We start from the raw sequence: 25445 nt of genomic DNA, 5'->3' as shown, positions 1-25445 counted from the left end.
TCAGCAGGTGATCTCGTCGTACGCCGCGACCGGCGTGAAGCCCGCGGCGACGAGCCAGTCGTCGAGGGCGTTGCCGAGCCGCTCGCGCACCGCGGTGTCGAAGACCCCGCCGAACCGCTCGGTCGCCGCCGCGACGTCGAGGCGGACCTGGCTGAGCACGGTCTCGCGGCGGGCTCCGTCCTTCAGCGCCCGCGCGGCACGGACGACGATCCGCCGCACCGCCGCGTTCCCCGCCGTCGTCGCTACGCCGTAGAAGCGCGGGATCGTGCGCGGCCAGGGTCGGCGGCGCCCGCGCTTCTCCGGCTGGGCGACCGGCCCGAGGTCGGCGGCGAGCGTCCGGCCGTCCGGTGACCACAGCAGCGCGCGGACCTCGCGGTCGGCCGGCGCGACGAGCTCGCGCGGAGCGCCGCCGGGCGGTGCGAGCCCCACGCCCTGCTGCGGGGGCGAGCAGGCGTCACGCGCCCGCTGGACGACGTACGCGAGCGCCGTGCCGTCGCCGCTCCACCCCAGCCCCGCGAAGCCCTCGCCGCCGGGGACGAGATCGGCGAACCCGAGCACGTGGATGGCCGCCCCGTCCGCGACCGCGATGGCGCCGCCGGGGCTCCACGCCGCGTCGAGCAGCCACGCGTCGCGGCCCGCGTCGTACACCGTGGTCGCCGCGCGCGTCGCGAGGTCGAGCCGTACCACGCGCTCGTCGTCGACCACGACGAGCGCGGTCCCGTCGGGGGCGAACGCCTGGTGGGGCGGGAGCGGCTCCTCCCCGCGCCAGCGCAGCAGCTCGGCGCCTGTCGCGGTGTCGGACACGACCAGCCCGGAGCCGACGCCGATCGCGACGCGGGCGCCGTCGCGCGACCACGCGACCGTCGGCTCGATCCACACCCCCTCGCGCGCGACGGTGCCGGTCACGCGGCCGTCCGGCGCGCGCAGCTCGAGCCGGTGCGCGTCCGCGCCGGCCGCGACGGTGCGCTCGCCGGGGCCGATCGCGTAGGCGCGGTCGAGCTGGGGCGCCCGGCCGAGCGGCACACCCGCGCGGGAGACGCGCAGCGTGCGGCCGTCGCGGCGGACGAGCATGTGCGCGCCGGTCGCCGACCACGCGCGCAGGCGCGTGCCGTCGTCGCGCACCGGCGTGCCGGCGGGCGCGCCGGTCGCGGTGAGCAGGCGGACCGCGGCGGGCGCGGGCGCCGCGGCCAGCAGCGCAAGAGCGGCCGTAAGGAGGAGGAGCGTGACGTGACGTGCGGTCATCCGCGCAGCGCGCCGGCGTCATCGGCCAGCAGCGCGAGCGTTCCCCCGACCAGGCGGCCGTAAGCATCGAGCGCAAGGCGCAGCGCCGCCTCGGGCGAGTCCTCGTTGGGCGCGTGGGAGAGCGGCGGGTCGGACTGCGCGAAGAGCATCACGGTGGGCACGAGCCGCCCGATCTCGGTCGCGTCGTGGAGCGGCCCGGACGGGATCGGCGGCCCCTCACCGCCGCCCGCGCCGGCGACCGCCTCTACGGCGAGCTCGACCAGGTGCGGGTGGAACGGCGTCGGCGCCGCGCTGAACACGCGCTGCTCGGTCACCGTGCAGTCGAAGTCCGCCGCGGCGCTGCGGCACGCCGCCAGGCACTCGTCGAGCATCGTCGCGAGGGTCGCCGCGTCGAGATGGCGCAGGTCGAGCTTCAGCTCCGTCTCCCCCGCCACCGCCGTGATCACGCCCGGGGACGACACCAGCCCGCCGACGGTCGTCACGCCACCGTGGCGGATGCCGACCTGCCGGATCGCCAGCGCCGCCGTGGCCGCCGCCGCGAGCGTGTCGCGGCGCAGGTGCATCGGCGCCGAGCCGGCGTGCGCGGCCTGGCCGGTGAACCGGATCAGGTACCGCTCGTCGCCCTGCGTGCCGCTCACCGCCGACGCCAGCCGCCCCGCATCGAGCAGCACGGGGCCCTGCTCGACGTGGAGCTCCAGGTACGCGAGCGCCCCGTCGAGCGCACGACCGGCCTCGCCGCCGGCGGCGGCGTCGAGGTCCACCCCGCACGCGGCGAGCGCGTCGGTCAGCGTCACCCCGTCCGGGTCGCGCAGCTCCCGCACCTCGTCCGCGACGAGCGTCCCCGCGACCGCCGACGAGCCGAGCAGCGAGCGGCCGAACCGCGCGCCCTCCTCGTCGGCCCAGTCGACGAGCTTGACCGTCACGGGCGGCGGCTCCCCCGCGGCCGCCAGCGCCCGCAGCACGCCGAGCGCGCCCATCACGCCGAGCACGCCGTCGAGCCACCCGCCGCCGGGCACCGCGTCGATGTGGGAGCCGACGATCACGAACTCGGGCCGCGCCCCGGGGAGCGTCGCCCACAGGTTGCCCGCGACGTCGCGCTCGACCGTGACGCCCGCCACCTCCAGCAGCCGCTCGCGCAGCCACGCGCGCGCGGCCTCCCACTCGGGCGTCCAGGCCAGCCGCCGGGCGCCGCCGGCGCCCCCGAACCGGTCGTGCAGGGTCCGCAGGTCCGTAAGTACGCGGTCGATGTCGAGCTCCATGGCGCCCGCCACGGTACGGCGTTGCGCCGCCGGGCGGCTGAGACCCGCTGAGACGAACTCGGCACTGACGAGCGAGGGCCGGGCGGAGAGGCTCGCCCCATGCCCTCCCTCCGCACCATCGTCCCCCTCCTCCTCGCCGCCGCGCTGCTCCTCCCTGCCGCCGCGGACGCCGCCGACGTCAAGCGCTCGATCAAGGGCGCCGACCTCACGCTGACCGTGCCGGACGCCTGCACGGACGTCGGGCGCGTCACCCCGGCGCTCCTGACCGTGAAGATGAAGAAGAGCGCGACCTGGAAGGTGCGCTCGGTCGAGTGGCGCGTCGACGGGCGCCGCGTCGCGACCCGCTACAGCGCGCCGTACGACCTGCGCCTCGCCACCACCAGCTACGCGCCCGCGTCGACGCAGAAGCTCGAGGCGCGCGTGTTCACCGAGTGGGGCCAGAAGAAGCCGAAGGTGACGCTCACCTCGTCCATCCAGACCTGCTGACGCCCGCAGCGACCCGATGCGCCGGCGCGGCCACGCGCCGGCGCATGGGCGCGCCGCGCACGCGGGCCTACCCTCGTCGGCCATGACCGCGCCGCCCGCCGCCCCCGTCGCCCGCACCCCGTTCGGGACCACCCCCGGCGGCACGGCGGTCGACCGCTACGTCCTCGACGACGGCGCGGGCGTGCGCGTCTCGGTGCTCACCTACGGCGCGACGCTCCACACGCTCGAGGCGCCCGGGCGCGACGGCACGGCCGCCAACGTCGCGCTCGGGTTCGCCGAGCTCGACGGCTACGTCCGCGACACGACCTCGCCGGACGGCAGCGTCTACCTCGGCGCGACCGTCGGCCGCTACGCGAACCGGATCGGCGGCGGGGCCTTCACGCTCGACGGCGTCCGCCACGAGCTCCCCGCCGACCAGGACGCGAACACGCTCCACGGCGGGCCGCGCGGCTTCCACACCCGCGTCTGGGACGCCGAGCCGCTCGACGACGGCGCGGCGGTGCGCCTGACGGTCGTCAGCCCCGACGGCGACCAGGGCTTCCCGGGCGAGCTGCGCGCGAGCGTGACCTACCGCCTGCGCGGGGCCGCGCTCCACCTCGACTACGAGGCCACGACCGACGCGCCGACCGTCGTCAACCTCACGAACCACGCGTACTTCAACCTCGCCGGCGAGGGCAGCGGCTCGGTGCTCGGCCACGTCGCACGCCTCGCCGCGGCGCGGTACGTCCCGGTCGACGCGACGCTCATCCCCACGGGCCAGCTCGCGCCGGTCGCGGGGACGCCGCTCGACTTCACCGCGCCCACGCCGCTCGGCGCGCGCATCCGCGCCCCGCACGAGCAGCTCCTGCTCGCACGCGGCTACGACTTCACGTACGTGATCGACGGCGAGCCCGGCGCGCTGCGCGAGGCCGCTCACGTCGCCGAGCCCGACAGCGGCCGCACGCTCACGGTCCACACGACTGAGCCCGGCGTGCAGCTCTACACCGGCAACTTCCTCGACGGGACGCTGGTCGGGACGAGCGGCCGCACGTACCGCCAGAGCGACGGCTTCGCGCTCGAGACCCAGCACCTGCCCGACTCGCCCAACCGGCCGGCCTTCCCCTCGACCGTCCTGCGTCCGGGCGAGACGTTCCGCTCGACGACGGTCTACGCGTTCGGCGTGACGTCCTGACGCAGCTCGGCGAGCGGGCGGCGGCCGCGGGGGAGCACGCTCCGCTGCCCGGCCGGCGGCGCTGGACCGGGCCACCCGAGCGCGATCGCCGTCCGCACGCGCCACGGCGGTGACGGCAGGCCCGCGATCGCGGTCGCGCGCACGACGTTCCCGTCCGGGAAGAACGTGACCGGGCACGCCGCGAGCCCCAGCGCGTCCGCCGCCAGCAGCAGGTTCTGCGCCGCCCGCCCGCCGTCGAACTCCGCGTCCGCCCCGCCGTGCTCGTGGTCGAGCGCGAGCAGGACGACCACGGGCGCGTCCGCCAGGTGGTGCGCGTAGGCGCCGAGCCCCGCCAGCTCGGCCCGGATCGCCGCGTCGCGCACCACCGCGAAGCGCCAGGGCTGCCGGTTGCGCGCGCTGCCCGCCCACCGCGCCGCGTCGAGGACGGCGTCGACCTGCTCGTCCGTGACCGGCCGGGTGGGGTCGTAGGTGCGGCGCGCGCGAAGGGCGCGGAGGGCGGCGAGAACGCTCAGGCCACGCCCGCTTCCGCGAGCTTCGCGCCCATGCGTTCGGCGACGGCCATCAGGCCCGAAGCGGGCCGCAGCATGACGGTGAACTCGACGATCTGCCCGTCCGCGCCGGCGCGGATGAGGTCGAGCCCCTGCACCTGCCGGTCCCCCACGCGCGCCTCGAAGATCAGCGCATGCGTGCCGTCCTCGGCCGACAGCTCGTCGGTGTAGCGGAAGTCCTCGAAGACCGTGAAGACCGTGCGCAGGATCGTCTCGACCTTCGCGCGCCCCTCGTACGGCTTGAAGACCGCGGGGCTGCGGAACACGGCGTCGTCGGCCAGCAGCGCGACGGCCGCGTCGATGTCGCGCCGCTCGACGGCGGCGCGGAAGACGGGACCAGGAGCGGACATGGCGGCGAACCTACCTGACCGCGCCCGACCGGGACGTCCGCGGTCCCGCCGGCCGCGCGCGCGTGGCGTGCCTGCTCGACCACAGCGTCCCTGGCCCCGTTCTGCGCGGCTCGGCTACGCCATGCGCGCGGCTCCGCGCCGGATCGCCTCGCGGATGCGCGGGTACGTGCCGCATCGGCACACGTTGCGGATCGCGTCGAGGTCGGCGTCGGTGACCTCCCGGCCCTCCGCGCGCAGCTCGTGGACGAGCGCCGTCGCCTTCATGATCTGCCCCGGCTGGCAGTAGCCGCACTGGGCGACGTCCTGCTCCAGCCAGGCCTCCTGCATCGGGTGCAGCCCGTCGCCGGGGACCGTCGCGGCGAGGCCCTCGATCGTTGTCAGCTCGTCGGTCGGCTGCAGCTGGCCGACCTCGACCGTGCAGACGGTGACCGCCTTGCCGTTGACGTGGCACGTGCAGGCGCGGCAGACGCCGCCGGCGCAGCCGTACTTGGGACCGGTCACGCCGAGCAGGTCGCGCAGGACCCACAGCAGGCGGACGTCGCTCTCGACGTCGACGCTGACGGGACGGCCGTTGAGGATGAAGCGGTGCGTGGGCATGGGTCAGTCCTGGACGTCGAGGCCGTCGGAGCGCTGGGGTGGCAGCGGCGGGACCGTCGGCTGCGGCTCGAAGCCGAGGTCGGGCCGGTCGTGGAGGATCGGGAACCGCGTGGGCATCACGCCGGTCGCGGCCCAGTACGCGTTGGCGGTGGCGGCCATCGCGGCGGCGACGCCCAGCTCCCCCACGCCGCCGGGCTCGTCGGTCGTCGCGGGCAGCACGTGGACGTCGACGCGCGGCGGGACGTTCCACTGACGCAGGTAGAAGGCGTTGTCCCAGCTGCCTTCGAGGAAGTGGCCGTCCCGCAGGTGGAGGGAGAACGTGAGCGCGTGGGCGATGCCGTCGAGCGCGCCGCCCATGATCTGCGCCTCGACGCCGAGGACGTTGACCGGCTTGCCGACGTCCACGACGTAGGTGAGCCGGGTGACGCGCGGCCCGGTCAGCGCGTCGCGGACCTCGCGGTTCACCGTCTCCGGGCGGCAGTCGATCTCCGCCACGCACGCGACGCGGCCCTTGTACTCGGCGTGGGTCGCGACGCCCCGGCCGAACCCGGGCGGCAGCGGCTCGCCCCACCCCGACTCGGCCTTCACGCGTGCGAGCACGGCCTTCGTGCGCTCGTCCTTGGCCAGCTCGAGGCGCAGCTGGAGCGGATCCTTGCGCAGCTCCCGCGCGACCTTGTCGAGCACGACCTCGCGCGCGGTCGTGACGTCGGGGCCGTAGACGTTGCGGGTGCTCGACGTGTTGAACGTGTCGTGGCGGTAGATCTCGCTGAGCAGCGGCTGGCCGATGCCGGTGTCGTACGGGTTGAGGACCGTCAGGTAGAAGAGCGCCGAGCTGAAGCCGGCGAAGTTGACCAGCGGGAGCTTGGAGGCCATGCTCGTCAGCAGCTCGCCGAGGCCGTGCGTGTAGTCGGTCTGGACGCCGGCGTGGCGCTGGTCGAGCGACGTGATCGTCCTCCCGGTGAGCACCGCGCGGGTGCGGCTCTTGGCCATCGGGTGGACGCGCCCGTGACGGAACGAGTCGGTGCGGTGCCACTGGAGGCGGACGGGCCGCCCGACCGCCTTGCTCACCGCGGCGGCCTCGAACGCGGCGTCGGCGAAGAGGCGGCGCCCGAACGAGCCGCCGCCCTCGACGACGTGCGCGGTGACCCGGCTCTGCGGGAGGCCCAGCATCGCCGCGATGCCCTGCTGGGCGTGGATCGGGGACTTCATCGCCGACCAGATCTCGGCGCGGTCCGCGCGCACGTCGGCGACGGCCGTGTTGGTCTCCAGCGGGTCGCCCGGCCGGAAGTGGAACGTGAAGTCGGCCTGCACCTTCCTGCCAAGGAGGCCGAGCGGCGGGAGGGGGAGCAGGGCGCGCGTGAGGTCGCGCTCGACGTCCGCGTCGGACTTGCCATCGACCGTGCCGGCCGACCAGCGCACCTTCAGCGCGCGGATCGCGTCGATGCACTGGCCGAACGTGCGCGCGCAGACCGCGACGCCGCCCTGGACGTACTTCGTCTTCGGGATCAGCGCGACGTGCTCGACGCCGGGCATCGCGCGCACCTCAGCCTCGTTCTCGATCGCGAGGGCGCGCGCGTTGATCGTGGGCGCGCGGCACAGCATCGCGCAGGTCACGTCCGGGATCTGGAGGTCCATCGCGAACTGCTTCTCGCCCGTGACGGCGGCGCGGGCGTCGGTGCGCGGGACGCGGGTGCCGGTGAGCCGCAGCTCCCGTGCGTCCTTCAGCCGCGGCTCGCCGCCGGCCACGACCGTTCGCCCCACCGCCGCCTCCCGGGCGAGGTCGGCGTACGCGACGCGGGTGCCGTCCGGCGCGACCACCGCGCCTGCCTCGGTGCGCAACGTGTCGGCGCTCGTGCCAAGCCTGGCCGCCGCCGTGGCGACGAGCCGCGCCCGGGCGGTCGCGGCGGCGAACCGGAGCGGCTCGTACATCGCGAACGTCGTGTTCGACGCGCCGGTGAGCTGGTTGAACAGCAGCTCGGGCCGCGCGGGCGCGAGCGTCACGTGGACGCGGTCGAGCGGGAGGTCGAGCTCGTCGGCGATGACGATCGCCGTCGACGTCGTGATCCCCTGCCCGACCTCGGCCCGCGGCAGCGCGAACGCCGCGTCGCCCTCCGGCGTGATCTCGACCTTCAGCAGCCCCATCGTCGGCAGCGCCGCGAGCGTCAGCACGTCGCTGAGGTCCGCGACGTCGGTCACGCCGACGTTCGGCACCTGCGCCTCGGCGGCCTCCTCCGGCTCCAGCCACCGCGCCCCGGCGACCAGCGTCGGCGCGGCGACCAGGTACCCGATCATCCGCCGCCGCGTGAACCGCGCACCGCGCTCCGGCGCGCGCACCTCTCCTGCCACGACCCCTCCCCTGCTCGCTCCCGCCGGGCTCCCGACCCGGCTTGACACGGTGTCAAGACCCTACACGTCACCACGAGCGGCGCGGCGCCGCACCACCTTCCGGAGTGGTGCGGCGCTGGTCTGGCCATCCTACCTCCCGCCGGTGACGGTGAAGGAGGCGGTGAGGTCCTTGGCCTGCGAGCTGGAGCCCGCGAAGACCTGGATCTCGCCCGGCTCCACCACGAAGCGGCCGGTGTTGTCGTGGAAGCCGACGTCGTCGCGGTCGAGCCGCCAGGTCACCGTCTTCGACTCGCCCGGCTCGAGCGTCACGCGCTCGAAGCCGCGCAGCCGGCGCACCGGCTGGGACAGCGAGGCGACCGGGTCGCGCAGGTAGAGCTGCGGGACCTCGTCGCCCTTGCGCGAGCCGGTGTTCTTCACGTCGATCGACACCGTGATCGAGCCGCGTCGCGCGTCGAGGGCCGTGCCGCTGAGGCGCAGGTTCGACAGCGCGAACGACGTGTAGCTCAGGCCGTGGCCGAACGCGTAGAGCGGCTCGCAGCTGAGGATGTCGCGGTAGCGCGAGTTGTACTTCTGCGACACGTCGCACGGGCGGCCGGTCGGCTCGTGGTTGTAGTAGATCGGGACCTGGCCGACGCTGCGCGGGAACGTCACCGGCAGCTTGCCGCCTGGGTTGACCTTCCCGAACAGGACGTCCGCGAGCGCGTTGCCGGCCTCGACGCCCGGGAACCACGCCTGGAGGATCGCCGGCGCCTTCGCGTGGACGGCCGACAGGTCGAGCGGGCGGCCGCTGAACACCACGACCGCCACCGGCTTGCCGGTGGCGACGATCGCGTCGACCAGCGCCTGCTGCTTGCCGGGCAGCGTGATGTCCGAGCGGACCTCGGCCTCGCCGCTCTGCCCGCGCACCTCACCCACGGCGAGGATCACCTGGTCGGCGGCCTGGGCCTTCGCCACCGCGTCCGCGAAGCCGTCGGTCGACGCGCATTCGTTCGCCGGGTCGTAGCGGTCGGCGTCGACCATCTTGCAGCCCTCGGCGAACGTCACGCTCCCCGTCGCCTGGCCCTTGACGCCGGTCAGCAGCGACACGACGTCCTCGTCGCGTCCGCGGCCCCACCACGGCCCGAGCATGTCGTGCTGGTTGTCGCCCAGCGGCCCGATGACCGCGGTCGACTTGCCGGCGTCGAACGGCAGCGTGGCGCCCTCGTTCTTCAGCAGCACCGCGCTGCGCGAGGCGGCGTTGCGGGCGGCCGCGCGCGACTCGGGCTCGAGCTGCGCCTCCTCCGCCTTCGCCACGTCGACGTACGGGTTGTCGAACAGGCCGGCGCGGAACTTGATCCGCAGGATGCGGCGGACCGCGTCGTCCAGGCGCCGCATCTCGACCTGCCGGTTCTGCACGAGCTGGCGGCCGAAGTCGCGGAAGTTCGTGCTCACCATCTCCTGGTCGACGCCGGCGTTGAGCGCCTGCGCGGCCGCCTGGGGACCGTCCGCCGCGACGCCGTGGCCGCACGGACCCGTGTCGGGGTTCTTCGGCGGGCACGCGCGCAGCTCCGCCACCGCGGTGTAGTCGGACTCGGTGAACCCGTCGAACCGCCACTCACCGCGCAGGATGTCGGTGAGGATGTGGCGGTCCGCGCAGCCCGGGACGCCGTTGATGGCGTTGAACGAGCACATCACGGTGTCCGAGCCCGCGTCGATCGCGGCCTTGAACGGCGGCAGGTAGACGTCGCGCAGGCGCCGCTCGGACATGTCGGTCGTGTTGTAGTCGCGGCCGCCCTCGGGCTCGCCGTACGCGGCGATGTGCTTGACGCTCGTGACGACCTTGTCGGGCCTTGAGTAGTCGCCGCCCTGCGCGGCCTTCACGCGCGCGGCGGCCATGACGGAGCCCAGGTACGGGTCCTCGCCGTTGCCCTCGGAGATGCGGCCCCAGCGCGGCTCGTGCGAGACGTCGACCATCGGGCTGTAGATCTGCTTGATCCCGACCGCGGCGGACTCCATCGCGCCGATCCGGTGGTCGTCGGCGGCGACGCTCGGGTCGAAGCTCGCGGCGGTGCCGAGCGGGATCGGGAAGATCGTCCGGTAGCCGTGGATCGTGTCGTACGCGAAGAGGATCGGGATCTTCAGCCGCGTCTGCTCGACCGCGATCCTCTGGAAGTGGTTGATCTTCTCGGGGTCGGTGAGGCTGAACACCCCGCCGACGCCCTTCTTGGCCTCGTCGTCGTTGATCTGCCCGTCGCTGAGCAGCGTGACCTGCTGGAGCTTCTCGTCGAGCGTCATCTGCCGCAGCAGCCGGTCGACCTTCCGCTCGACGTCGCCGCCTGCCGGGTGCCGCGCGCTCTGCAGCGCGGCCTCGTCGCTCGCCTCGTCACCGGCGATGACCGCGCCGGCCCCGAGCGCACCGCCCGTCGCCGCGATCCCCACGATCGCGGCCAGGAGCCGTCCCCTTCGACCCATGTCTCTCTCCCCTGTCTCGCGCGCGGCCTCCCGAGCCACGCGCCCCTCCCCTCCCCCCGCGCGGCTCGACGCAAACGCCGCGTCCTGGTACGGTCGGTGGCAGGTGAGTTGATGACTGCCGCCACGGAACACGCCACGTCGCGCCGCCCGGCCTAACGCCCGGGCCCTTCGCGCGACCCCGTCTTCCGTCTCTTCATCTCTCACCCTTGGAGGTCCCGCTTGTCGCGCGACCAGCGCATGGGTGCCCGGCGCCGTGGCCCGAGCACCTTCCGATGTCTCAACTGCGGGCTCGACGTCCCCATGGACGCCCCGGGCACCGCGCACCGCAACCACTGCCCCACCTGCCTGTGGAGCCGGCACGTCGACGACGTGCCCGGCGACCGCGCCGCGGAGTGCGGCGCGGCCATGGACGCGATCGGCGTGACGGCGCGCGCGGACGGCGAGTGGCAGCTCGTCCACCGCTGCCGCGCCTGCCGGACGGTGCACCTGAACCGCATCGCGGGCGACGACAACCCGCTCGCCCTGATGCGGCTCGCGGTGCAGCCGCTCGCGCAGCCGCCGTTCCCGCTCGAGTGGCTCGCCCGCTGACGCCCCGGCGTCGCCCGCGCCCCGGCCGCCGTGCCGGGGCGCGAGCCCGCCTCGCGTCCGGATGAGCGCATGAGACTTGCATGAGAGACGCCGCTCGCGCGCGTGCCGTGCTCGCTGTGCGGGCAGGCAGCGGTCCACCATGCACCGACCGCTCACCGTCGCGGCCCTCACGCTCGGGCTGCTCGCCGCCGGCGCCGGCCCGGCCGCCGCCAAGCCGTTCGACCTCTGGACCGCGGCCGCCTACTCCCCCGGCAAGGCGCACGCCTACGGGGAGATCGAGCTCCACTCCTACGGCGTCACGGTGACCGGGCGCCTCAACGACGTCTGCCCCGCGGACGGCCACGGCGCGTACCTGAAGGCCATCGCGGCGCTCGACAACGGCGCCAAGCGGACGGTGGCGGCGAAGGACACGACGACGTGCAAGAACGCGCAGGGCGTCGACGTGAACCTCCACATCACCGTGCCGGACGGCCGCACGATCAGGCACGTGCGGCTGCACCTGTACGAGTACGACGCCGAGCGCAACGCGATCGCGGACACCGCCGACAAGCGCTTCACGCCGTAGGACCGGGAGGAACGAGAGCCATGCACCGCACCCCCACGCTCACCGCGCTCGCTGCCGCTGCCGGCCTCGCCGCAGCCGCGGCCACACCCGCCGCCCAGGCCGCGCCCATCACCCGCTCGTTCGACTTCAAGACCGGCGTGATGGTCACCGACGGCCGCGCCCACACGTGGGGCACCGTCACGTTCACCGCGCGCAAGGCGACGCTGACCGGCCGCCTCAACGACCTCTGCCCCGGCGACGGCGACGGCGCCTACCTGTGGATGCGCGTCCTGCTCGACGACGGCACCGAGCGCTCGTTCTACGCCAAGGACACCAACGGCTGCAAGGACCCGGACGGCGTCGCGATCTCCCTCAGCGTCTCCGGTGGCGGCGGCGTCCGCGGGATCGGCCTGTACCTCAGCGAGAAGGACGCCGACAAGAGCAGCCCGACCGGCACAGACCAGCCCGCCTACCTCTACGTCGACAACCCGCGCCGGTGAGCGGCGCGCGCACGCGGCGAGCGATGAGTTGCGGCCGCAGGCGGAGTCTGTGCTCACATGGAACTTCCACCTGTCGTCTCTGCCCAGGAGTGGGAGGCCGCGCGCGCGGCGCTGCTCGTCAAGGAGAAGGAGCTCACGCGCGCGCGTGACGCGCTCGCCGCCGAGCGCCGCCGCATGCCGCGTCTGGCCGTCACCAAGCCCTACCGCTTCGAAGGTCCGGACGGCCGCGCGTCGTTCGTCGACCTGTTCGCGGGCCGCCGTCAGCTCGTCGTGTACCGCTTCTTCTTCGAGCCCGGCGTCAAGGGCTTCCCCGACCACGGGTGCCCGGGCTGCTCGTTCCTCGCCGACCAGATCGCGCACCTCGCGCACCTCAACGCCAAGGACACCACGCTCGTCTTCGTCTCCCGCGCCCCGCAGGAGGACATCGCCCGCCTGAAGGCGCAGTTCGGGTGGGAGCAGATCCCGTGGTACACGCTCACCGACGACTTCGACGCCGACCACGGCGTCGGCGAGTGGCACGGCACCAACGCGTTCCTGCGCGACGACGACGGCGACGTCTTCCGCACGTACTTCGTCAACTCGCGCGGCGACGAGGCGATGGGCTCGACGTGGTCGTTCCTCGACATCACCGCCCTCGGCCGGCAGGAGGAGTGGGAGGACTCGCCGCCCGGCTACCCGCAGACCGCGCCGTACGGCTGGTGGCGCCTGCACGACCGCTACGACCAGGAGGCGGCCCCCGTGGGCTGACCAGGGAGTCCCCCGGGCGGCACGGCGCCGCGGCCGCGGCACCGTCCGCCCATGTCCACCATCGCAACCACCACGTAGCGGAGCGCCGCCATGCAGCTCTACTTCATCCGCGGCGCTGCCGCCCTCGTCTGGGCGGTCCTGTTCGCCACGACGTCCGACGATCTGACGGCGACCACCGGCGTCCTGCTCGTCCTGTACCCGCTCATCGACCTCGTCGCCTCGCTCATCGACGCGCGCACGCGCACGGGCGCGGCCCGCGATCTGCTCCGGTTCGACGCGGGTGTGAGCGCGCTCGCCGCGGTCGCGCTGGCCATCGCCGCACCGGCACGATCGCCGACGCGCTCGCCGTCTTCGGCGTCTGGGCGGTGGTGACCGGCGTCGCCCAGGTCCTCGTGGCCCGCCGGCTGCGCGCCCAGCAGGGCCGCCAGCTCCCGATGCTGATCGCGGGCGGGCTGTCCGTGCTCGTCGGCGCGTTCTACTTCGGCACCGCGCTCGGCGACGACCCCAAGCTCGACGTCCTCAGCGTCTACGCGGCGGGCGGCGGTGCGTGGTTCGTCCTGCAGGCGGCGCTGCTGCAGCGCCGGCGGCGGCTGCGGCTCGTGCCCGCCGAGGTCACGCGGTGAGCGGGCGCGCCAGCGTCCGGGGCTAAGACATGACACGGCCGTGCGATGTCGGGCCCGCCACGGGCTGCGAGCGTCGCCGGCATGTCCCTCGCGACCCTTCCCCACCGGCCGCTCCGCGGGCGCGACCGCGAGCGCGAGCAGCTCGACGGCCTCCTCTCCACCGTGCGCGGCGGCGCCAGCCAGGTGCTCGTCGTGCGCGGGGAGATGGGCGTCGGCAAGACCGCGCTCCTCGACGGGCTGTGCGATCGCGCGACCGGCCTGCGGGTCGCGCGCGCGACGCCCGTGGGGTCGGAGATGGAGCTCGCCTACGCGGGCCTGCACCAGCTCTGCGCGCCCGTGCTGGACCGGCTCCGCCGTCTGCCCGCCCCGCAGGCCGAGGCGCTCGAGGTCGCGTTCGGCCTGCGCTCCGGCGCCGCGCCGGACGGCTTCCTCGTCGGGCTCGCCGCGCTGACGCTCCTCTCCGACCTGGCCGAGGAGCGCCCGCTGCTGTGCGTCGTCGACGACGCGCAGTGGCTCGACCGGCCGTCCGCGCGGGCGCTCGGCTTCGTCGCCCGGCGCCTCGCCGCGGAGCCGGTCGGGCTCGTCTTCGCGGTGCGGGAGCCAGGCGCCGACCAGGAGCTGGCCGGGCTGCCCGAGCTGCGGCTCCACGGCCTCGGGGACGCCGACGCCCGCGCGCTCCTCGCATCGGCGGTGGCGGGCCCGCTCGACGAGCGCGTCGTGGACCGGCTCGTCGCCGAGACGCGCGGCAACCCGCTGGCGCTGCTCGAGCTGCCGCGCGGCCTGACGCCCGCCGAGATGGCCGGCGGGTTCGGCGTCGCGGGCGGGCCGGGCGGCGCGGCGATGGTCGGGCGGATCGAGGAGAGCTACGCCCGGCGGCTCGCGGCGCTGCCGGACGACACGCGGCTGCTGCTGCTCGTGGCGGCGGCGGACCCGCTCGGTGACCCGGTGATCGTGCTCCGTGCGGCGGCGCTGCTCGGCGTCGGCGCGGCGGCGTCGGGCCCGGCGGCCGCGGCGGGGCTGGTGGAGCTGAGCGGCTACGCGCGGTTCAGCCACCCGCTCGTGCGCCGCGTGGTGTACGAGGCCGCTTCGTTGCCGGAGCGCCAGCGCGCGCACGGGGCGCTGGCCGAGGCGACCGACCCGCGGACCGATCCGGACCGCCGCGCGTGGCACCGCGGCCTGGCGACCGCCGGGCTGGACGCGGAGGTCGCGGCGGAGCTGGAGCGCTCGGCGGCGCGGGCGCAGGCGCGCGGCGGGCTGGCGGCCGGGGCGGCGTTCCACAGCCGCGCGGCGGAGCTGACCCCGGAGCCGGCCGACCGGGCGCGGCGGGCGCTGGCGGCGGCGCAGAGCACGCACGAGGCGGGCGCGCCGGAGGCCGCGCTGGGGATGCTGGCGCTGGCCGAGGCCGGGCCGCTCGCCGAGGTCGACCGCGCGCGGGCCGAGCTGCTGCGCGCGCAGATCGCCTACGTCTCCACGCGCGGGCGCGAGGCGCCCGCGCTGCTGCTGCACGCCGCGCGGCGGCTCGCCCCGCTCGACGCGGCGCTCGCCCACGAGACGTCCCGCGACGCGTTCCTCGCCGCGCTGTCAGCCGGCTCGCTCGCGCCCGGCGGGACGGTCCACACCGTCGCCGAGGCGGTGCTGGCCGCGCCCCGCGCCGCCGCCGGCACGCCCGACGGCCTGCTCGCAGGGCTCGCCTTGCTCGCCACCGACGACATGGCCGCGGCCGCGCCGGCGCTGCGCACCGCGGTGGCGGCCGAGGCCGCCGCGCCGCCCAGCTCCGACCCGGCGGCGCTCCAGGGGTTGCGGCTCGCGTGCGTCGCCGCTCGCGCGCTCGGGGACGCGGCCGCGTGGGACGTGCTGTCGGAGCGGCAGCTCACGCTCGCACGGACGGCCGGCGCTCTGTCCCAGCTCCCGCCCGCGCTGGTCGAGCGGTTCAGCGTGAAGCTCATGCAGGGCGACCTGCCCGCGGCGCTGTCGCTGGCCGCCGAGGCCGACGCGGTGATCGACGCGACCGGCGCGCCGCCGTCGCTCAACCGCGCGGTGTGGCTCGCCGCGTGGCGCGGGCGCGACGACGAGGCGCTCGGGCTGATCGACGCGCGCCGCCGCGAGGTCACGCGCCGCGGCGAGGGCCAGTGGCTGATCGCGACCGAGTGGCTGAGCGCGCTGCGCCTCAACGGCCTGGGCCGCTACGACGAGGCGCTCGCCGCGGTGCAGGACGTGTCGGGCCACCCGCTCGACATCGGCCTCGCGCTGTTCGTGCTGCCCGAGGTCGTCGAGGCCGCGGTCCGCAGCGGCCGGCGGAAGGAGGCGCTGGCGCCCGCGCGCCGGCTGCGCCGCCTGGCCGACGCGGCGGGCACCGACTGGGCGCTCGGGCTCGCGGCCCGCAGCGACGCGCTGCTGGCCGAGGGCGACGACGCGGACGCGCGCCACCGCGAGGCGCTCGCGCGGCTGGAGCGGACCGGTGTCCGCTCCGCCGTCGCCCGCGCGCACCTCGTCTACGGCGAGTGGCTGCGGCGCGAGCGGCGGCGGGCGGCGTCGCGCGAGCACCTGCGCCGCGCCCACGAGCTGTTCGCCGACGTGGGCGCCGAGGGGTTCGCCGAGCGCGCCCGCCGCGAGCTGCTCGCGACCGGCGAGACCGTCCGCCGCCGCGGCCACGCCTCGCGCGACGACCTCACGGCGCAGGAGTCGGAGATCGCCCAGCTCGCCGCGGGCGGCCAGACCAACCCGGAGATCGCCGCGCAGCTCTTCCTCAGCCCGCGCACCGTGGAGTGGCACCTGGGGAAGGTGTTCGGCAAGCTCGGGGTCGCGTCGCGCAAGGAGCTGGCGGGCGCGCTCGCGCCGCGGTGAGCGGGCGGCCGGACGGGCGGGCGGCCGGGCGACCGGGCGGCCGGGCTCAGATCAGCCAGACGTCGGCGACGACGCAGGCCGCGCCCGCCACGGCGGCGGCCGCGAGAAGGACGGAGGCGAGCACGCGCCGGCGCCGCTCGACGCCGGGCAGCCGGTCGGCCGGGTCCGGGTCGCCGCGCCAGGGCGGGGCGCCGGCGATGGGGTCGTAGTCGTTCATGGCGCACACGGTGCCGCGCCGGGCGCGCGCTTCCGCCCGGGCAAGCCCCTGGTCTGCGGCCCGGGCGGCGACGGCAACTCCACGGGAAGCTTTCGGTAACTCCCGCGGCGGAGCATCGCCACCATGGCTATCTCCTCCGACTCCCACGCCGCGCTCCGCGACCGGTTCGGCGACGCCGTCCTGTTCCGCGGCGACGCCGGCTACGACGAGGCGCGCCGCGTGTGGAACGGCGTCATCGACCGCCGGCCCGCGGTCATCGCCCGCTGCGCCTCGACCGAGCACGTCGTCGCGGCGCTCGCCTACGCCCGTGAGCAGGGCCTCGCGATCGCCGTCCGCGGCGGCGGCCACAACGTCGCCGGCACCGCCGTCATCGACGACGGGCTCGTGATCGACCTCTCGCCCATGCGGCGCGTCCACGCCGACCCGGTCCGCGCCGTGGCGACCGTCCAGGCCGGCGCGACGTGGGGCGAGGTCGACGCCGTGACCGTCCCGCACGGCTTCGCGGTCCCGGGCGGCGTCGTCTCGTCGACCGGCGTCGCGGGCCTCGCGCTCGGCGGCGGCTACTCGCACCAGCGCCGGCGCGACGGCATGACGATCGACAACATCGTCTCCTGCAAGGTCGTGCTGGCCGACGGCTCGGTCGTGCGCGCCAGCGAGCAGGTCAACGCCGACCTCTTCTGGGCGCTCCGCGGCGGCCGCGCGCCGGTCGGCGTGGTGACCGAGTTCGAGCTCCGCATGCACCCGGTCCGGGACGAGATGCTGAGCATGCTCGTCACGTACCCGCTCGACGCGATCGACGAGGTGTGCGACCGCTACCGCGAGCTCGTCGCCGACGCGCCGGACGAGCTGTCCACCGCGCTGCTCGTCTGGACGATCCCGCCCATCCCGGGCCTGCCCGAGGAGCTCGTCGGCCAGCCGTTCGTCGGCATCGCCGGCCTGCACATGGGGTCGGTGTCCGAGGGTGAGGAGGCGTGCGCGCCGTTCCGCTCGATCACGACGCCGCTCGTCGACCTCACGCACCCGACGGGCTACCTGGAGGAGCAGCAGGCGCTCGACCCGCTGTTCGCCGACGGCCAGCGCTACTTCTGGAAGTCGCTCTACACGAACGACCTCTCCGACCGCGCGCTGGAGATCATCAAGCGCCGCTCGATGGAGGCGCCGTCGCCCCAGACGCTGATGATCATCCGCCACCTCGGCGGCGCGATGGGCCGCGTGGCGGCGGACGCGACCGCGTTCGGCGCCCGCGACGCGCAGTTCCTGGTCTCGATCGACTCGACGTGGCAGCAGCCGGCCGACGACGAGGCGAACATCGCGTACACGCGGGCGTTCTACGACGAGCTCCTCCCGTGCTCGGACGGCAGCTCGTACGTGAACTTCTCCTCCGACGGCGGCGACGCGCCGCCGGACCGCGTCCAGGCGATCAAGGCCAAGTACGACCCGGACGGCGTCCTGTAGCTCAGTCCGCCGTGGCGGCGAGCGCGGCGGCGAGCTGCGAGCGCGACGTGATGCCGAGCTTGCGGTAGGCGCCGGAGAGGTGGCCCTCGACGGTCTTCTCCGTCACGAACGAGGCCTGGGCGATCTCGCGGTTGCTCAGGCCCGAGGCGGCCTGCTCGGCCGTCCGGCGCTCGGCCGGCGTCAGCCCGGAGGCGCCGCGCGCGCGGGCGCGGCGGGGGCGGGCGCCCGCCGCGAGCGCCGCCTCCGCCGCCGCCTCGGCCAGCGGCGCGGCCTCGTGCTCCTCCGCGAGCGCCCGCGCCTCCTGCAGCGCCTGCCGCGCCCCCGGGGCGTCGCCGCGCGCGTGGCGGAGCCGGCCGAGGCCAAGCAGCGCCTCCGCGCGCTCCACCGGCGCGCGCTCCGGGTCGAGCAGCGCGACCGCCTCCTCCGCGTACGCCGCGCCCGCCTCGCCGCCCGCGATCGCCGCGCCCACGTGCAGAGCACGGCCGACGATCGCGGGCGCGCCGAACGCGCGCGCGGCCTCGAGGTGCGCGGCGCTCATCGCCGCCGCCTCGTCCGTCCGCCCGAGCTGGTGCAGCGCCGCGGCGGCGGTGCCGCGCCACGGCAGGTCGGCCGGGTTCGACGCGCCGAGCGTCTCCTGCCGCTCCCCGCACAGCAGCACGTCGGCGAGCCCCTCGCTCAGCCTCCCCTGGGCGATCCGCAGCCGCCCGCGCGCGTGCAGGACCGGGTTGAAGACGATGAGCGCCGGGAGGTCGCCGGTCAACGAGCGGTCGCGGAGCAGCGCGTCGGCGTCGTCGAGCCGCCCCTGCGCGACGAGGCTTTCGACCAGCCAGCCCGCGCCGTAGTCGCGGCCGAGCCCGTCGACGCCCAGCTCCTCGATCTCGCCGCAGTCGGCCTCCGCCCCGCGCAGGTCGCCGCGCATCAGCCGCAGCCGCGCGCGGATGGCCAGGCTGCCGGCGTAGGAGACCATCGAGCCGCGGCGGCGCGCGGTGTCGATCCCCCGCTCCAGCTCGGCGGTCGCGCCCGCCACGTCGCCCGCGGCGGCCAGCGCCATGCAGCCCAGGAAGAGCGGCATCGAGCCGCTCGACGTGTCCTCGGCCAGCGCGCCGCCCTCCAGCGCCTGCCGGGCGCGCGCCGCGACCTCGTCCGCGGGCGTCCCGGCGAGCATCGCGTCGTAGGCGCCGATCGCGCGGACCCGGGCGAGCAGACCCGGGTCGGTGATCTCCGCCTCGGCGCGGACGATGCTCGCGACGACCGCGTCGTGGTCGCCGAGGAACCGCGCCAGCTCGGCGGTGCGCGCGAGCAGCCGCTGGCGGCCGGCCGCGTCGCCCGGTTCGGCGAGCGCCTGCTCGGCCACCTCCAACGCCTCGCGGGAGCGGTTGAGGCCGTGAAGCGCGTGCGCGAGGTCGTCGGCGCGGGCGGCGCGCGCCGCCCCGGCGGGCATGCGGTCGAGCGCCGCGCGCAGGTGGACGGGCGCGGCGGTCGCGTGGGTCCGCAGCTCGGCCAGGCCCAGCTCGTAGAGCACGTCGGCCTCGTCGGCGGCGGGCGGCGGCTCGGCCAGCGCGCGCTGGAGCAGCGTGACGGCGGTGTCCGGGGCGCCGCGGGAGAGCGCGCCGCGCGCGGCCTGGCGCAGCACGCTCACGGCCTCGGGGTCGCCCGCGGCGGGCACCGCCAGCAGGTGGCTCGCGACGGCCTCGACGTCCCCGCGCGCGGACAGCACCGCGACGGCGCGCCGCGACAGGGCCGCGCGCTCCTCCGGCTCGATCGCCGCGACGACCGCGGCGCGGCTGACGGGATGGACGAACGCGACCCGCGGCTCGACCGCCACGAGGTCCGCCCCCGCGAGGCGGTGCGCGGCGGCGTGGAACGCGGGCGCGTCGAGCTCGGCGACCTGCGCCACCAGCTCCGGATCCCCGCCGTCGCCGACCAGCGCGGCCGCGCGCCCGAGCCGCTCCGCCTCCGGGCCCAGGCCGGCGAGCCGGGCGAGGACGAGCCGCGCCACCGCGCGCGGGCCGACCTCCTGCACGCGGTCGGCCGACCCGGCCGCGGGGGCGACGCCCTGCTGGCGCAGCGTGCCGAGGAGCTCGTGCAGGAAGAGCGGGTTGCCGCGCGTCGCGTCGTGGCAGGCGGTGACGAACGCCGCCTCGGGCGCGCCGCCCAGCTCGTGCGCCACCAGCACGCCGACCGCCTCGGGCGACAGCGCGGCGGGACGGACGGTGTCGGCGAGGCGGCGGACGACGAGCTCGTCGGCGAGCGACTCGGGCTCGACCGCCTCGTCGGTGCGCTGGGTGGCGACGAGCAGCACGCGCAGCCCGTCGATCCGCCGTGCGAGGAAGGCGAGCCAGCGCAGCGAGGCGGCGTCGGCCCACTGCAGGTCGTCGACCGCGAGCACGAGCGGCGCGCGGTCGGCGAGGTTCACGCACAACCAGTAGAGGCCGTGCAGCGTCGCGAACGCGGTGTCGCGCTCCCCCGCGCCCTGGCCGCCGCCCGGCGCGAGCGTCTCCTGGGCGAGCGTCGCGGCCCCGGCGAAGAGCCCGGCGCGCGCGTCCTCGGGCGTCTCGGCGACGAGCGGCTCGAGGAGCTGCCGCACGACCCCGTAGGCGAACGCGCGCTCGAACTCCGAGCCGTGCGCGATCACCGCCTGCGCCCCGCACGCGCGCGCGACATCCACCGCCGCTCGCAGCAGCGCGGTCTTGCCGATGCCGGCCGGCCCCTGGAGCACGACCGTGCTGCCACGCCCGTCGAGCGCGGCCGCGACGGCGGCCTCGAGCCCGCGCAGCTCGCGGTCGCGCTCGAGCAGCCCGGGGGTCGTGGTCGCGCCCATCGCGCGCGCAGCCTACTTCGCGCGCCCGCGAGCTTCGTGACGATCCCTGGCCCTCCCCTGGTCTTTCCCCTGGTTTCCCGTGCATCGCTCATGCGGGGTCCGGCGCCGGCCGATGGCGGGTCGGCGTGGCGCGACCGGAGATGCGCCACGCCGCAACTTCCCAGACGACCGCACGGAGGCAGGACGACGATGGACGGAGCAGCAGGCGAGACCGCGCGCGGGATGGCGCGCCGGATGGTGCTCCTCACCGCCGTCACCGCGGGCCTGGCGCTGCCCGCGAGCGCCTCCGCGGCCACGTTCGTGGTCACCAGCGCGGCCGACGAGGCCGACGCGACCGCGTGCGTCGCGGGCACGGCGCCCACCGACGGCTGCTCGCTGCGCGAGGCGGTCGCGGCGGCGGAGGCCGACCCGGACGCGGACACGATCACGTTCGCCACGCCCCTGCACGGCACGACGATCGAGCTCGACGAGGTGGGCGCGCACAACGGGCTCGGCCCGACGGCGCTCACGATCACCACGCCGGTCACCGTCAGCGGCCCGACGGGCGACGACGGCGTGACGCTCGCGCGGTCCGCGCTCGCGCCGTCGTTCCGCCTCCTGTACGTCGCGCCGTCCGGCACGCTGACGCTCGAGCGGCTCACGCTGACCGGCGGCCTCGCCCAGGGCGGCAACGGCGGCGGGAGCGCCAACGGCGGCGGCGGGGGCGGCGCCGGGCTCGGCGGTGCGATCTTCAACCAGGGCACGCTGCAGGTCCGCGCGAGCACGCTGACGGCCAACGCCGCGCGCGGCGGCGGAGGCGGCAGCACCGCGCCGCTGGGCGACAACATCGGCGGCGGTGGCGGCGGCAGCGTGGCCGGCGACGGCCAGGCGAGCTGCTGCCAGACCCTCGGCGCAGGCGCCCCCGACGGCGGCGGCAATGGCGGCCTGACCAGGGAGGCCGGCGGCGGCTCGCCCGCGGACGCCGCGACGCCCGGTGGGTTCGGCGGCGGCGGCGGTGGCGGCGGCACGAGCGGCCTGCGCTGGGACAACTTCTACCAGCGCGGCGCGGCCGGCGGGTTCGGCGGCGGCGGTGGCGGCGGCACCGGCGGCGCGGCCATGAGCGCCCCCGGGGGCGCCGGCGGCTGGGGCGGCGGCGCGGGCGGCCAGGGACGCATGAACCAGATGCAGAGCCCCGGCTCCGCGGGCAGCGGCGGCGGCGGCGCCGGGCTCGGCGGAGCGATCTTCAACCACGGCGGCCACGTCGACGTCACCAACAGCACGCTCGCGCTCAACACGACGGTCGGCGGCCCCGCCGGCACCAGCATCCAGCCGGGCGGCGCCGGGTTCGCGGCGGGCGGTGCGATCTTCACCACCGAGGCGACGCGCAACGCCACGACCTACCCCGGCACGGTCGCGATCGCGTCGAGCACGCTCGCGGCCAACACCGCGAGCGGCGGCTCGGGCGTCTACCGCCTCGCCGGGACGGTCTCGATCGCCGGCTCGGTCGTCGGCACGGCCGGCGGGGCTCCCGCGATCGACGGCGCCTACACCGACGGCGGCGACAACCTCGTCGGCGTCGACGCGGCCCTCGACGCGCGCGGCCTGCGCGACAACGGCGGCCCGACCCCCACCTGGGCGGCCGCCGGCCCGGCGATCGACGCCGGCGCGACCGGCCCGGCGACCGACCAGCGCGGCGTCGGGCGGCCGGTCGACGGCGACGGGAACGGCGACGCCAAGCCGGACGTCGGCGCGTTCGAGGCGGACGCCGCGGTCGGGCTCGCCGACGCGGCCCACACCATCTCCGAGAAGGGCGGCGTCGCGTCGATCGTCGTCCGCCGCACCGGCACCGCGACCGGCGCGGCCGGCGTCACCGTGCGCCTGACCGGCAGCCCGACCGTGACCGGCGCCGACATGACGATCACGGCCCCCGGCGGCGCCAGCGTGCTCGCCCCCGACGGCGACGCGGACATCCCGCTCACGTGGGCGGACGGCGACACGGCGCCCAAGACCGTCACGGTGACGGGGGTCGACGACGCGGCCGACGAGGCCGACGAGGAGATCGCCGTCGCGTTGACCGGTCTGACGGGCCCGGTCGCGCTCGGGCGCAGCACCGCGAAGGTGACGCTCGCCGACGACGACCAGGCGACGCTGAGCGTGCTCGACGGCACGGTGGTCGAGGGCGACGACGGCGCGGGGACGGGCACCGTGCGCCTGCGGCTCGACGGGCCCACCGAGCGCGCCGTCACCGCCACGGTGTCGACGTCCGCGGGCACGGCGACGCCGCTGGCCGACTACGAGCCGGTGCCGATCGGCAACGCGCGCAACCTCGCGCTCGAGAAGCCCGCGACGCAGAGCACGACGCACCTCGGCGGCGTGGCGTCGCGCGCGGTCGACGGCAACCTCGACGGCGACTGGGGCGCGGGCTCCGTCATCCACACGGCGCCCGGCGACCCTGACCCGTACTGGGAGGTCGACCTGGGCGCGGTCGAGGACATCGGCAGCGTGAACCTCCACTCCCGCACCGGCTGCTGCGAGGCGACCGGCGGCGACCTGTGGGTGCTCGCGTCCGACACGCCGCTGCCGCGGGCGTTCGCCGCCGCCAAGGCCGCCGCTGACGCCGCCGTCCACGTCCCCGCCCACGGCCGCCCGGCGGTCGCCGCCCTGCGGGCCAGCGGCCGGTACGTCCGCGTGCAGCGCGAGGGCGACGCCGCCGTGATCAACCTCGCCGAGGTCCAGGTCCTCAGCCAGGGGATGCTGGAGGAGGCGAACGTCGCGGTGGGCAAGCCGTCGACGCAGTCGTCCACCCACCTCGGCGGCGTGGCGAGCCGCGCCAACGACGGCAACGCCAACGGCGACTGGGGCGCGGGCTCGGTCATCCACACCACCGAGGAGGCCGACCCGTCGTGGCAGGTCGACCTCGGCAGCGTCCAGGACGTCGGCGCCGTGCAGCTCTGGGGCCGCACCGACGCGGCGCCCGAGCGGACCGCGAACCTGTGGGTGCTCGTCTCCTACGCCCCGCTGCCGGCCGCCTTCGCCGACGCCAAGGCCGCGGCGACGATCGCCGTCCAGAGCGGCACGGAGACGCGCGGGGCGCGGCTGCCGATCGGCGCCCGCGGCCGCTTCGTGCGCGTCCAGCGCGAGGGCACCGGCACGCTCAACCTCGCCGAGGTGCAGGTCCTCCAGCCGACCGTCGTGCGCATCCCGGCCGGCACGCAGGAGGTCACGGTGCCGCTCCGCACGCGCGGCGACCACCGCGTCGAGCCCGGCGAGACGTTCACGGTGCAGGCCGCGAGCGTCACGGGCGCGGCGCTCGGCGACGGGAGCGCGACGGTGACGATCGAGGACGACGATCACGCGCCGACCGCGACGACCGACGCGTTCGAGGTCGACGAGGACACCGCGGGCGGGACCGTGCCCGACGTGCTCGCCAACGACGCGGACGCGGACGGCGACACGTTCACGCTGACCGGCCACACGCAGCCCGCGCACGGGACGGTGACCCGCAACGGCACGACGTTCGCGTACGTGCCGCCGCCGGGCTTCGTGGGCCCCGACCCGTTCACCTACACGGTCGAGGACCAGCACGGCAACGTGAGCACCGGCACGGTCGCCGTCGTCGTGCGCAACGTCAACGACCCGCCGGCGCTCGACCCGATCGCCGACGCGAGCACCGACGAGGACGTGCCGGTCTCCGCGCCGCTCGTGCTCGCCGACGTAGACGGCGTCGAGCCGCTGACGCTGTCGGCGCGGGCGACCGCCAACGCCGGCCTCCTCGGCGCCGTCGCCTTCACCGGCACCGGCGCGAACCGGACGGCCGTCGTGACCCCGGCGGCCGACCGCTCCGGCACGGCGACGGTCGAGGTGACCGTGACCGACACCGCGGGTGTCACGGCCGTGCGGACGTTCGACCTGACCGTCGCGCCGGTCAACGACGCGCCGCGCATCACGGTCGCCGACGCGGCGACCGAGGAGGGCGTGGCGGCCGACGTGCCGGTCGCGCTCCTCGATCCCGACGACGCGGTCGCTGGCGCCACGCTCACCGCCGCCTCGGCGTCCGACCTGGTCGGTGCGGTGACCGTGAGCGGCAGCGGCGCCGCCCGGGTGGTGCGGGTCGTGCCGGTCCCCGGCCGCTCGGGCACCGCGACGGTGGACCTCAAGGCCGCCGACGCGCACGGCGCGACGACCACGCGGGCGTTCACGGTGACGATCTCCCCCACGCCGCCGCCGCCCCCGCCGCCGCCCGCGCCGCCCGCCCCGCAGGCGCCCGGCCAGAGCGGACCGCCCGCGGGCGGCACGTCCGCCCCGCGGACCGGCGTGCCGCGCGACGCGACCCCGGCGCTCGCCGTCACGGCGGTGCGCATGTCCTCCCGCGGCGTGCTCGCGGCCCGCGTCGCGGCCCCCGGCGCCGGGAAGGTCACGGTCAAGGCGACCGTCGGCAAGCGCGCGGTCGCACAGGGCACGGCCTCGGCGCGCGCCGCCGGGACGGTCGCCGTCACGCTCAAGGCCGCGAAGTCCAAGCGCAAGGCCAAGCCGCTGCGCAAGCGCGCGACGGTGACGCTCGCGGTCACGTTCACTCCCGCGCAGGGCAAGCCGACGACGGTGCGGCTGCAGGTCACGCTCCCGACGTCGAAGCGGGCCGCGTGGCGCGCCGTGGCCGCCCGGCGGTGAGCGGCGCGG

Annotated in this window: 20 protein-coding genes; 11 read left to right on the top strand and 9 right to left on the bottom strand. The window is 76.3% G+C overall.

Features of this window, described 5'->3' with window-relative positions:
• The gene (locus AC1UE5_RS03110) at positions 1–1242 is read right to left on the bottom strand and encodes a WD40 repeat domain-containing protein (RefSeq protein ID WP_482920596.1); all 1242 of its coding nucleotides are present in this window, start codon (positions 1240–1242) and stop codon (positions 1–3) included.
• The gene (locus tag AC1UE5_RS03105; protein WP_482920595.1) at positions 1239–2501 is read right to left on the bottom strand and encodes a Zn-dependent hydrolase; all 1263 of its coding nucleotides are present in this window, start codon (positions 2499–2501) and stop codon (positions 1239–1241) included. The genes AC1UE5_RS03110 and AC1UE5_RS03105 overlap by 4 nt, the downstream gene beginning before the upstream one ends.
• Before the next feature lie 99 nt (positions 2502–2600).
• Here AC1UE5_RS03105 and AC1UE5_RS03100 point away from each other — a divergent pair, with 99 nt between their 5' ends.
• Both AC1UE5_RS03100 and AC1UE5_RS03095 read left to right on the top strand, forming a co-directional pair.
• Positions 2601–2987 carry a hypothetical protein gene (locus tag AC1UE5_RS03100; RefSeq protein ID WP_482920594.1) on the top strand — a complete coding sequence of 129 codons (387 nt, stop codon included), beginning with the start codon at positions 2601–2603 and terminating at the stop codon, positions 2985–2987.
• A gap of 82 nt (positions 2988–3069) precedes the next feature.
• Entirely contained in the window at positions 3070–4158 is a 1089-nt protein-coding gene (locus AC1UE5_RS03095) for an aldose epimerase family protein (RefSeq protein WP_482920593.1), read from the top strand.
• Here the strand turns inward: AC1UE5_RS03095 and AC1UE5_RS03090 are convergent.
• The 5 genes from AC1UE5_RS03090 to bglX all read right to left on the bottom strand — a co-directional run bounded on the left by AC1UE5_RS03090 (position 4134) and on the right by bglX (position 10450).
• Positions 4134–4670: a nitroreductase family protein gene (locus tag AC1UE5_RS03090; protein ID WP_482920687.1), complete on the bottom strand. Its 537-nt coding sequence runs from the start codon at positions 4668–4670 to the stop codon at positions 4134–4136. The genes AC1UE5_RS03095 and AC1UE5_RS03090 overlap by 25 nt on opposite strands.
• Positions 4667–5056: a nuclear transport factor 2 family protein gene (locus AC1UE5_RS03085; RefSeq protein WP_482920592.1), complete on the bottom strand. Its 390-nt coding sequence runs from the start codon at positions 5054–5056 to the stop codon at positions 4667–4669. Before AC1UE5_RS03085 ends, AC1UE5_RS03090 begins: the two co-directional genes overlap by 4 nt.
• Positions 5057–5170: 114 nt before the next feature.
• Positions 5171–5653 (bottom strand): (2Fe-2S)-binding protein, encoded by a 483-nt coding sequence (locus AC1UE5_RS03080; RefSeq protein WP_482920591.1) that lies wholly within the window; start codon positions 5651–5653, stop codon positions 5171–5173.
• A 3-nt stretch (positions 5654–5656) separates the two neighbouring features.
• A complete protein-coding gene (locus AC1UE5_RS03075; protein WP_482920590.1) occupies positions 5657–7999 on the bottom strand; it encodes a molybdopterin cofactor-binding domain-containing protein in 2343 nt (780 codons plus the stop codon).
• A gap of 129 nt (positions 8000–8128) precedes the next feature.
• Positions 8129–10450 carry a beta-glucosidase BglX gene (gene bglX / locus AC1UE5_RS03070; RefSeq protein ID WP_482920589.1) on the bottom strand — a complete coding sequence of 774 codons (2322 nt, stop codon included), beginning with the start codon at positions 10448–10450 and terminating at the stop codon, positions 8129–8131.
• A 237-nt stretch (positions 10451–10687) separates the two neighbouring features.
• On the opposite strand from bglX, the gene AC1UE5_RS03065 reads away from it, so the two are divergent.
• The 7 genes from AC1UE5_RS03065 to AC1UE5_RS03035 all read left to right on the top strand — a co-directional run bounded on the left by AC1UE5_RS03065 (position 10688) and on the right by AC1UE5_RS03035 (position 16296).
• The gene (locus tag AC1UE5_RS03065) at positions 10688–11038 is read left to right on the top strand and encodes an RNHCP domain-containing protein (protein WP_482920686.1); all 351 of its coding nucleotides are present in this window, start codon (positions 10688–10690) and stop codon (positions 11036–11038) included.
• 139 nt (positions 11039–11177) lie between these two features.
• Entirely contained in the window at positions 11178–11603 is a 426-nt protein-coding gene (locus tag AC1UE5_RS03060; RefSeq protein WP_482920588.1) for a hypothetical protein, read from the top strand.
• Positions 11604–11623: 20 nt separating this feature from the next.
• On the top strand, positions 11624–12082 hold the full coding sequence (locus AC1UE5_RS03055; RefSeq protein WP_482920587.1) for a hypothetical protein: 459 nt from the start codon (positions 11624–11626) through the stop codon (positions 12080–12082).
• A gap of 57 nt (positions 12083–12139) precedes the next feature.
• Positions 12140–12829 carry a DUF899 domain-containing protein gene (locus tag AC1UE5_RS03050; protein ID WP_482920586.1) on the top strand — a complete coding sequence of 230 codons (690 nt, stop codon included), beginning with the start codon at positions 12140–12142 and terminating at the stop codon, positions 12827–12829.
• 90 nt (positions 12830–12919) lie between these two features.
• Positions 12920–13201, top strand: coding sequence for a hypothetical protein (locus tag AC1UE5_RS03045; protein WP_482920585.1), 282 nt, complete (start codon positions 12920–12922; stop codon positions 13199–13201).
• A complete protein-coding gene (locus AC1UE5_RS03040; protein WP_482920584.1) occupies positions 13198–13452 on the top strand; it encodes a hypothetical protein in 255 nt (84 codons plus the stop codon). Before AC1UE5_RS03045 ends, AC1UE5_RS03040 begins: the two co-directional genes overlap by 4 nt.
• An 81-nt stretch (positions 13453–13533) precedes the next feature.
• A complete protein-coding gene (locus AC1UE5_RS03035; protein WP_482920583.1) occupies positions 13534–16296 on the top strand; it encodes an ATP-binding protein in 2763 nt (920 codons plus the stop codon).
• Positions 16297–16342: 46 nt separating this feature from the next.
• Here the strand turns inward: AC1UE5_RS03035 and AC1UE5_RS03030 are convergent, their stop codons facing one another.
• A complete protein-coding gene (locus AC1UE5_RS03030; protein ID WP_482920582.1) occupies positions 16343–16513 on the bottom strand; it encodes a hypothetical protein in 171 nt (56 codons plus the stop codon).
• Positions 16514–16636: 123 nt separating this feature from the next.
• On the opposite strand from AC1UE5_RS03030, the gene AC1UE5_RS03025 reads away from it, so the two are divergent.
• Positions 16637–17968, top strand: coding sequence for an FAD-binding oxidoreductase (locus tag AC1UE5_RS03025; RefSeq protein WP_482920581.1), 1332 nt, complete (start codon positions 16637–16639; stop codon positions 17966–17968).
• A 1-nt stretch (position 17969) separates the two neighbouring features.
• Here AC1UE5_RS03025 and AC1UE5_RS03020 read toward each other — a convergent pair whose 3' ends face one another.
• Entirely contained in the window at positions 17970–20789 is a 2820-nt protein-coding gene (locus AC1UE5_RS03020; protein WP_482920580.1) for a helix-turn-helix transcriptional regulator, read from the bottom strand.
• 189 nt (positions 20790–20978) lie between these two features.
• On the opposite strand from AC1UE5_RS03020, the gene AC1UE5_RS03015 reads away from it, so the two are divergent.
• The gene (locus AC1UE5_RS03015; RefSeq protein WP_482920579.1) at positions 20979–25436 is read left to right on the top strand and encodes a tandem-95 repeat protein; all 4458 of its coding nucleotides are present in this window, start codon (positions 20979–20981) and stop codon (positions 25434–25436) included.
• The last annotated feature ends 9 nt before the right edge of the window (positions 25437–25445 follow it).

Source organism: Parviterribacter multiflagellatus, assembly GCF_056863265.1.
Note: the sequence above shows the minus strand (reverse complement) of the source record. Positions and strands in the feature narration are given on the sequence as shown.

What these genes read in the sequence shown, in the direction of transcription:
- AC1UE5_RS03110 (WP_482920596.1), bottom strand. Translation starts at nt 1,242, where the DNA reads ATGACCGCACGTCACGTCACGCTCCTCCTCCTTACGGCCGCTCTTGCG.
- AC1UE5_RS03105 (WP_482920595.1), bottom strand. Translation starts at nt 2,501, where the DNA reads ATGGAGCTCGACATCGACCGCGTACTTACGGACCTGCGGACCCTGCAC.
- AC1UE5_RS03100 (WP_482920594.1), top strand. Translation starts at nt 2,601, where the DNA reads ATGCCCTCCCTCCGCACCATCGTCCCCCTCCTCCTCGCCGCCGCGCTG.
- AC1UE5_RS03095 (WP_482920593.1), top strand. Translation starts at nt 3,070, where the DNA reads ATGACCGCGCCGCCCGCCGCCCCCGTCGCCCGCACCCCGTTCGGGACC.
- AC1UE5_RS03085 (WP_482920592.1), bottom strand. Translation starts at nt 5,056, where the DNA reads ATGTCCGCTCCTGGTCCCGTCTTCCGCGCCGCCGTCGAGCGGCGCGAC.
- AC1UE5_RS03080 (WP_482920591.1), bottom strand. Translation starts at nt 5,653, where the DNA reads ATGCCCACGCACCGCTTCATCCTCAACGGCCGTCCCGTCAGCGTCGAC.
- bglX (WP_482920589.1), bottom strand. Translation starts at nt 10,450, where the DNA reads ATGGGTCGAAGGGGACGGCTCCTGGCCGCGATCGTGGGGATCGCGGCG.
- AC1UE5_RS03065 (WP_482920686.1), top strand. Translation starts at nt 10,688, where the DNA reads ATGGGTGCCCGGCGCCGTGGCCCGAGCACCTTCCGATGTCTCAACTGC.
- AC1UE5_RS03060 (WP_482920588.1), top strand. Translation starts at nt 11,178, where the DNA reads ATGCACCGACCGCTCACCGTCGCGGCCCTCACGCTCGGGCTGCTCGCC.
- AC1UE5_RS03055 (WP_482920587.1), top strand. Translation starts at nt 11,624, where the DNA reads ATGCACCGCACCCCCACGCTCACCGCGCTCGCTGCCGCTGCCGGCCTC.
- AC1UE5_RS03050 (WP_482920586.1), top strand. Translation starts at nt 12,140, where the DNA reads ATGGAACTTCCACCTGTCGTCTCTGCCCAGGAGTGGGAGGCCGCGCGC.
- AC1UE5_RS03045 (WP_482920585.1), top strand. Translation starts at nt 12,920, where the DNA reads ATGCAGCTCTACTTCATCCGCGGCGCTGCCGCCCTCGTCTGGGCGGTC.
- AC1UE5_RS03035 (WP_482920583.1), top strand. Translation starts at nt 13,534, where the DNA reads ATGTCCCTCGCGACCCTTCCCCACCGGCCGCTCCGCGGGCGCGACCGC.
- AC1UE5_RS03030 (WP_482920582.1), bottom strand. Translation starts at nt 16,513, where the DNA reads ATGAACGACTACGACCCCATCGCCGGCGCCCCGCCCTGGCGCGGCGAC.
- AC1UE5_RS03025 (WP_482920581.1), top strand. Translation starts at nt 16,637, where the DNA reads ATGGCTATCTCCTCCGACTCCCACGCCGCGCTCCGCGACCGGTTCGGC.
- AC1UE5_RS03020 (WP_482920580.1), bottom strand. Translation starts at nt 20,789, where the DNA reads ATGGGCGCGACCACGACCCCCGGGCTGCTCGAGCGCGACCGCGAGCTG.
- AC1UE5_RS03015 (WP_482920579.1), top strand. Translation starts at nt 20,979, where the DNA reads ATGGACGGAGCAGCAGGCGAGACCGCGCGCGGGATGGCGCGCCGGATG.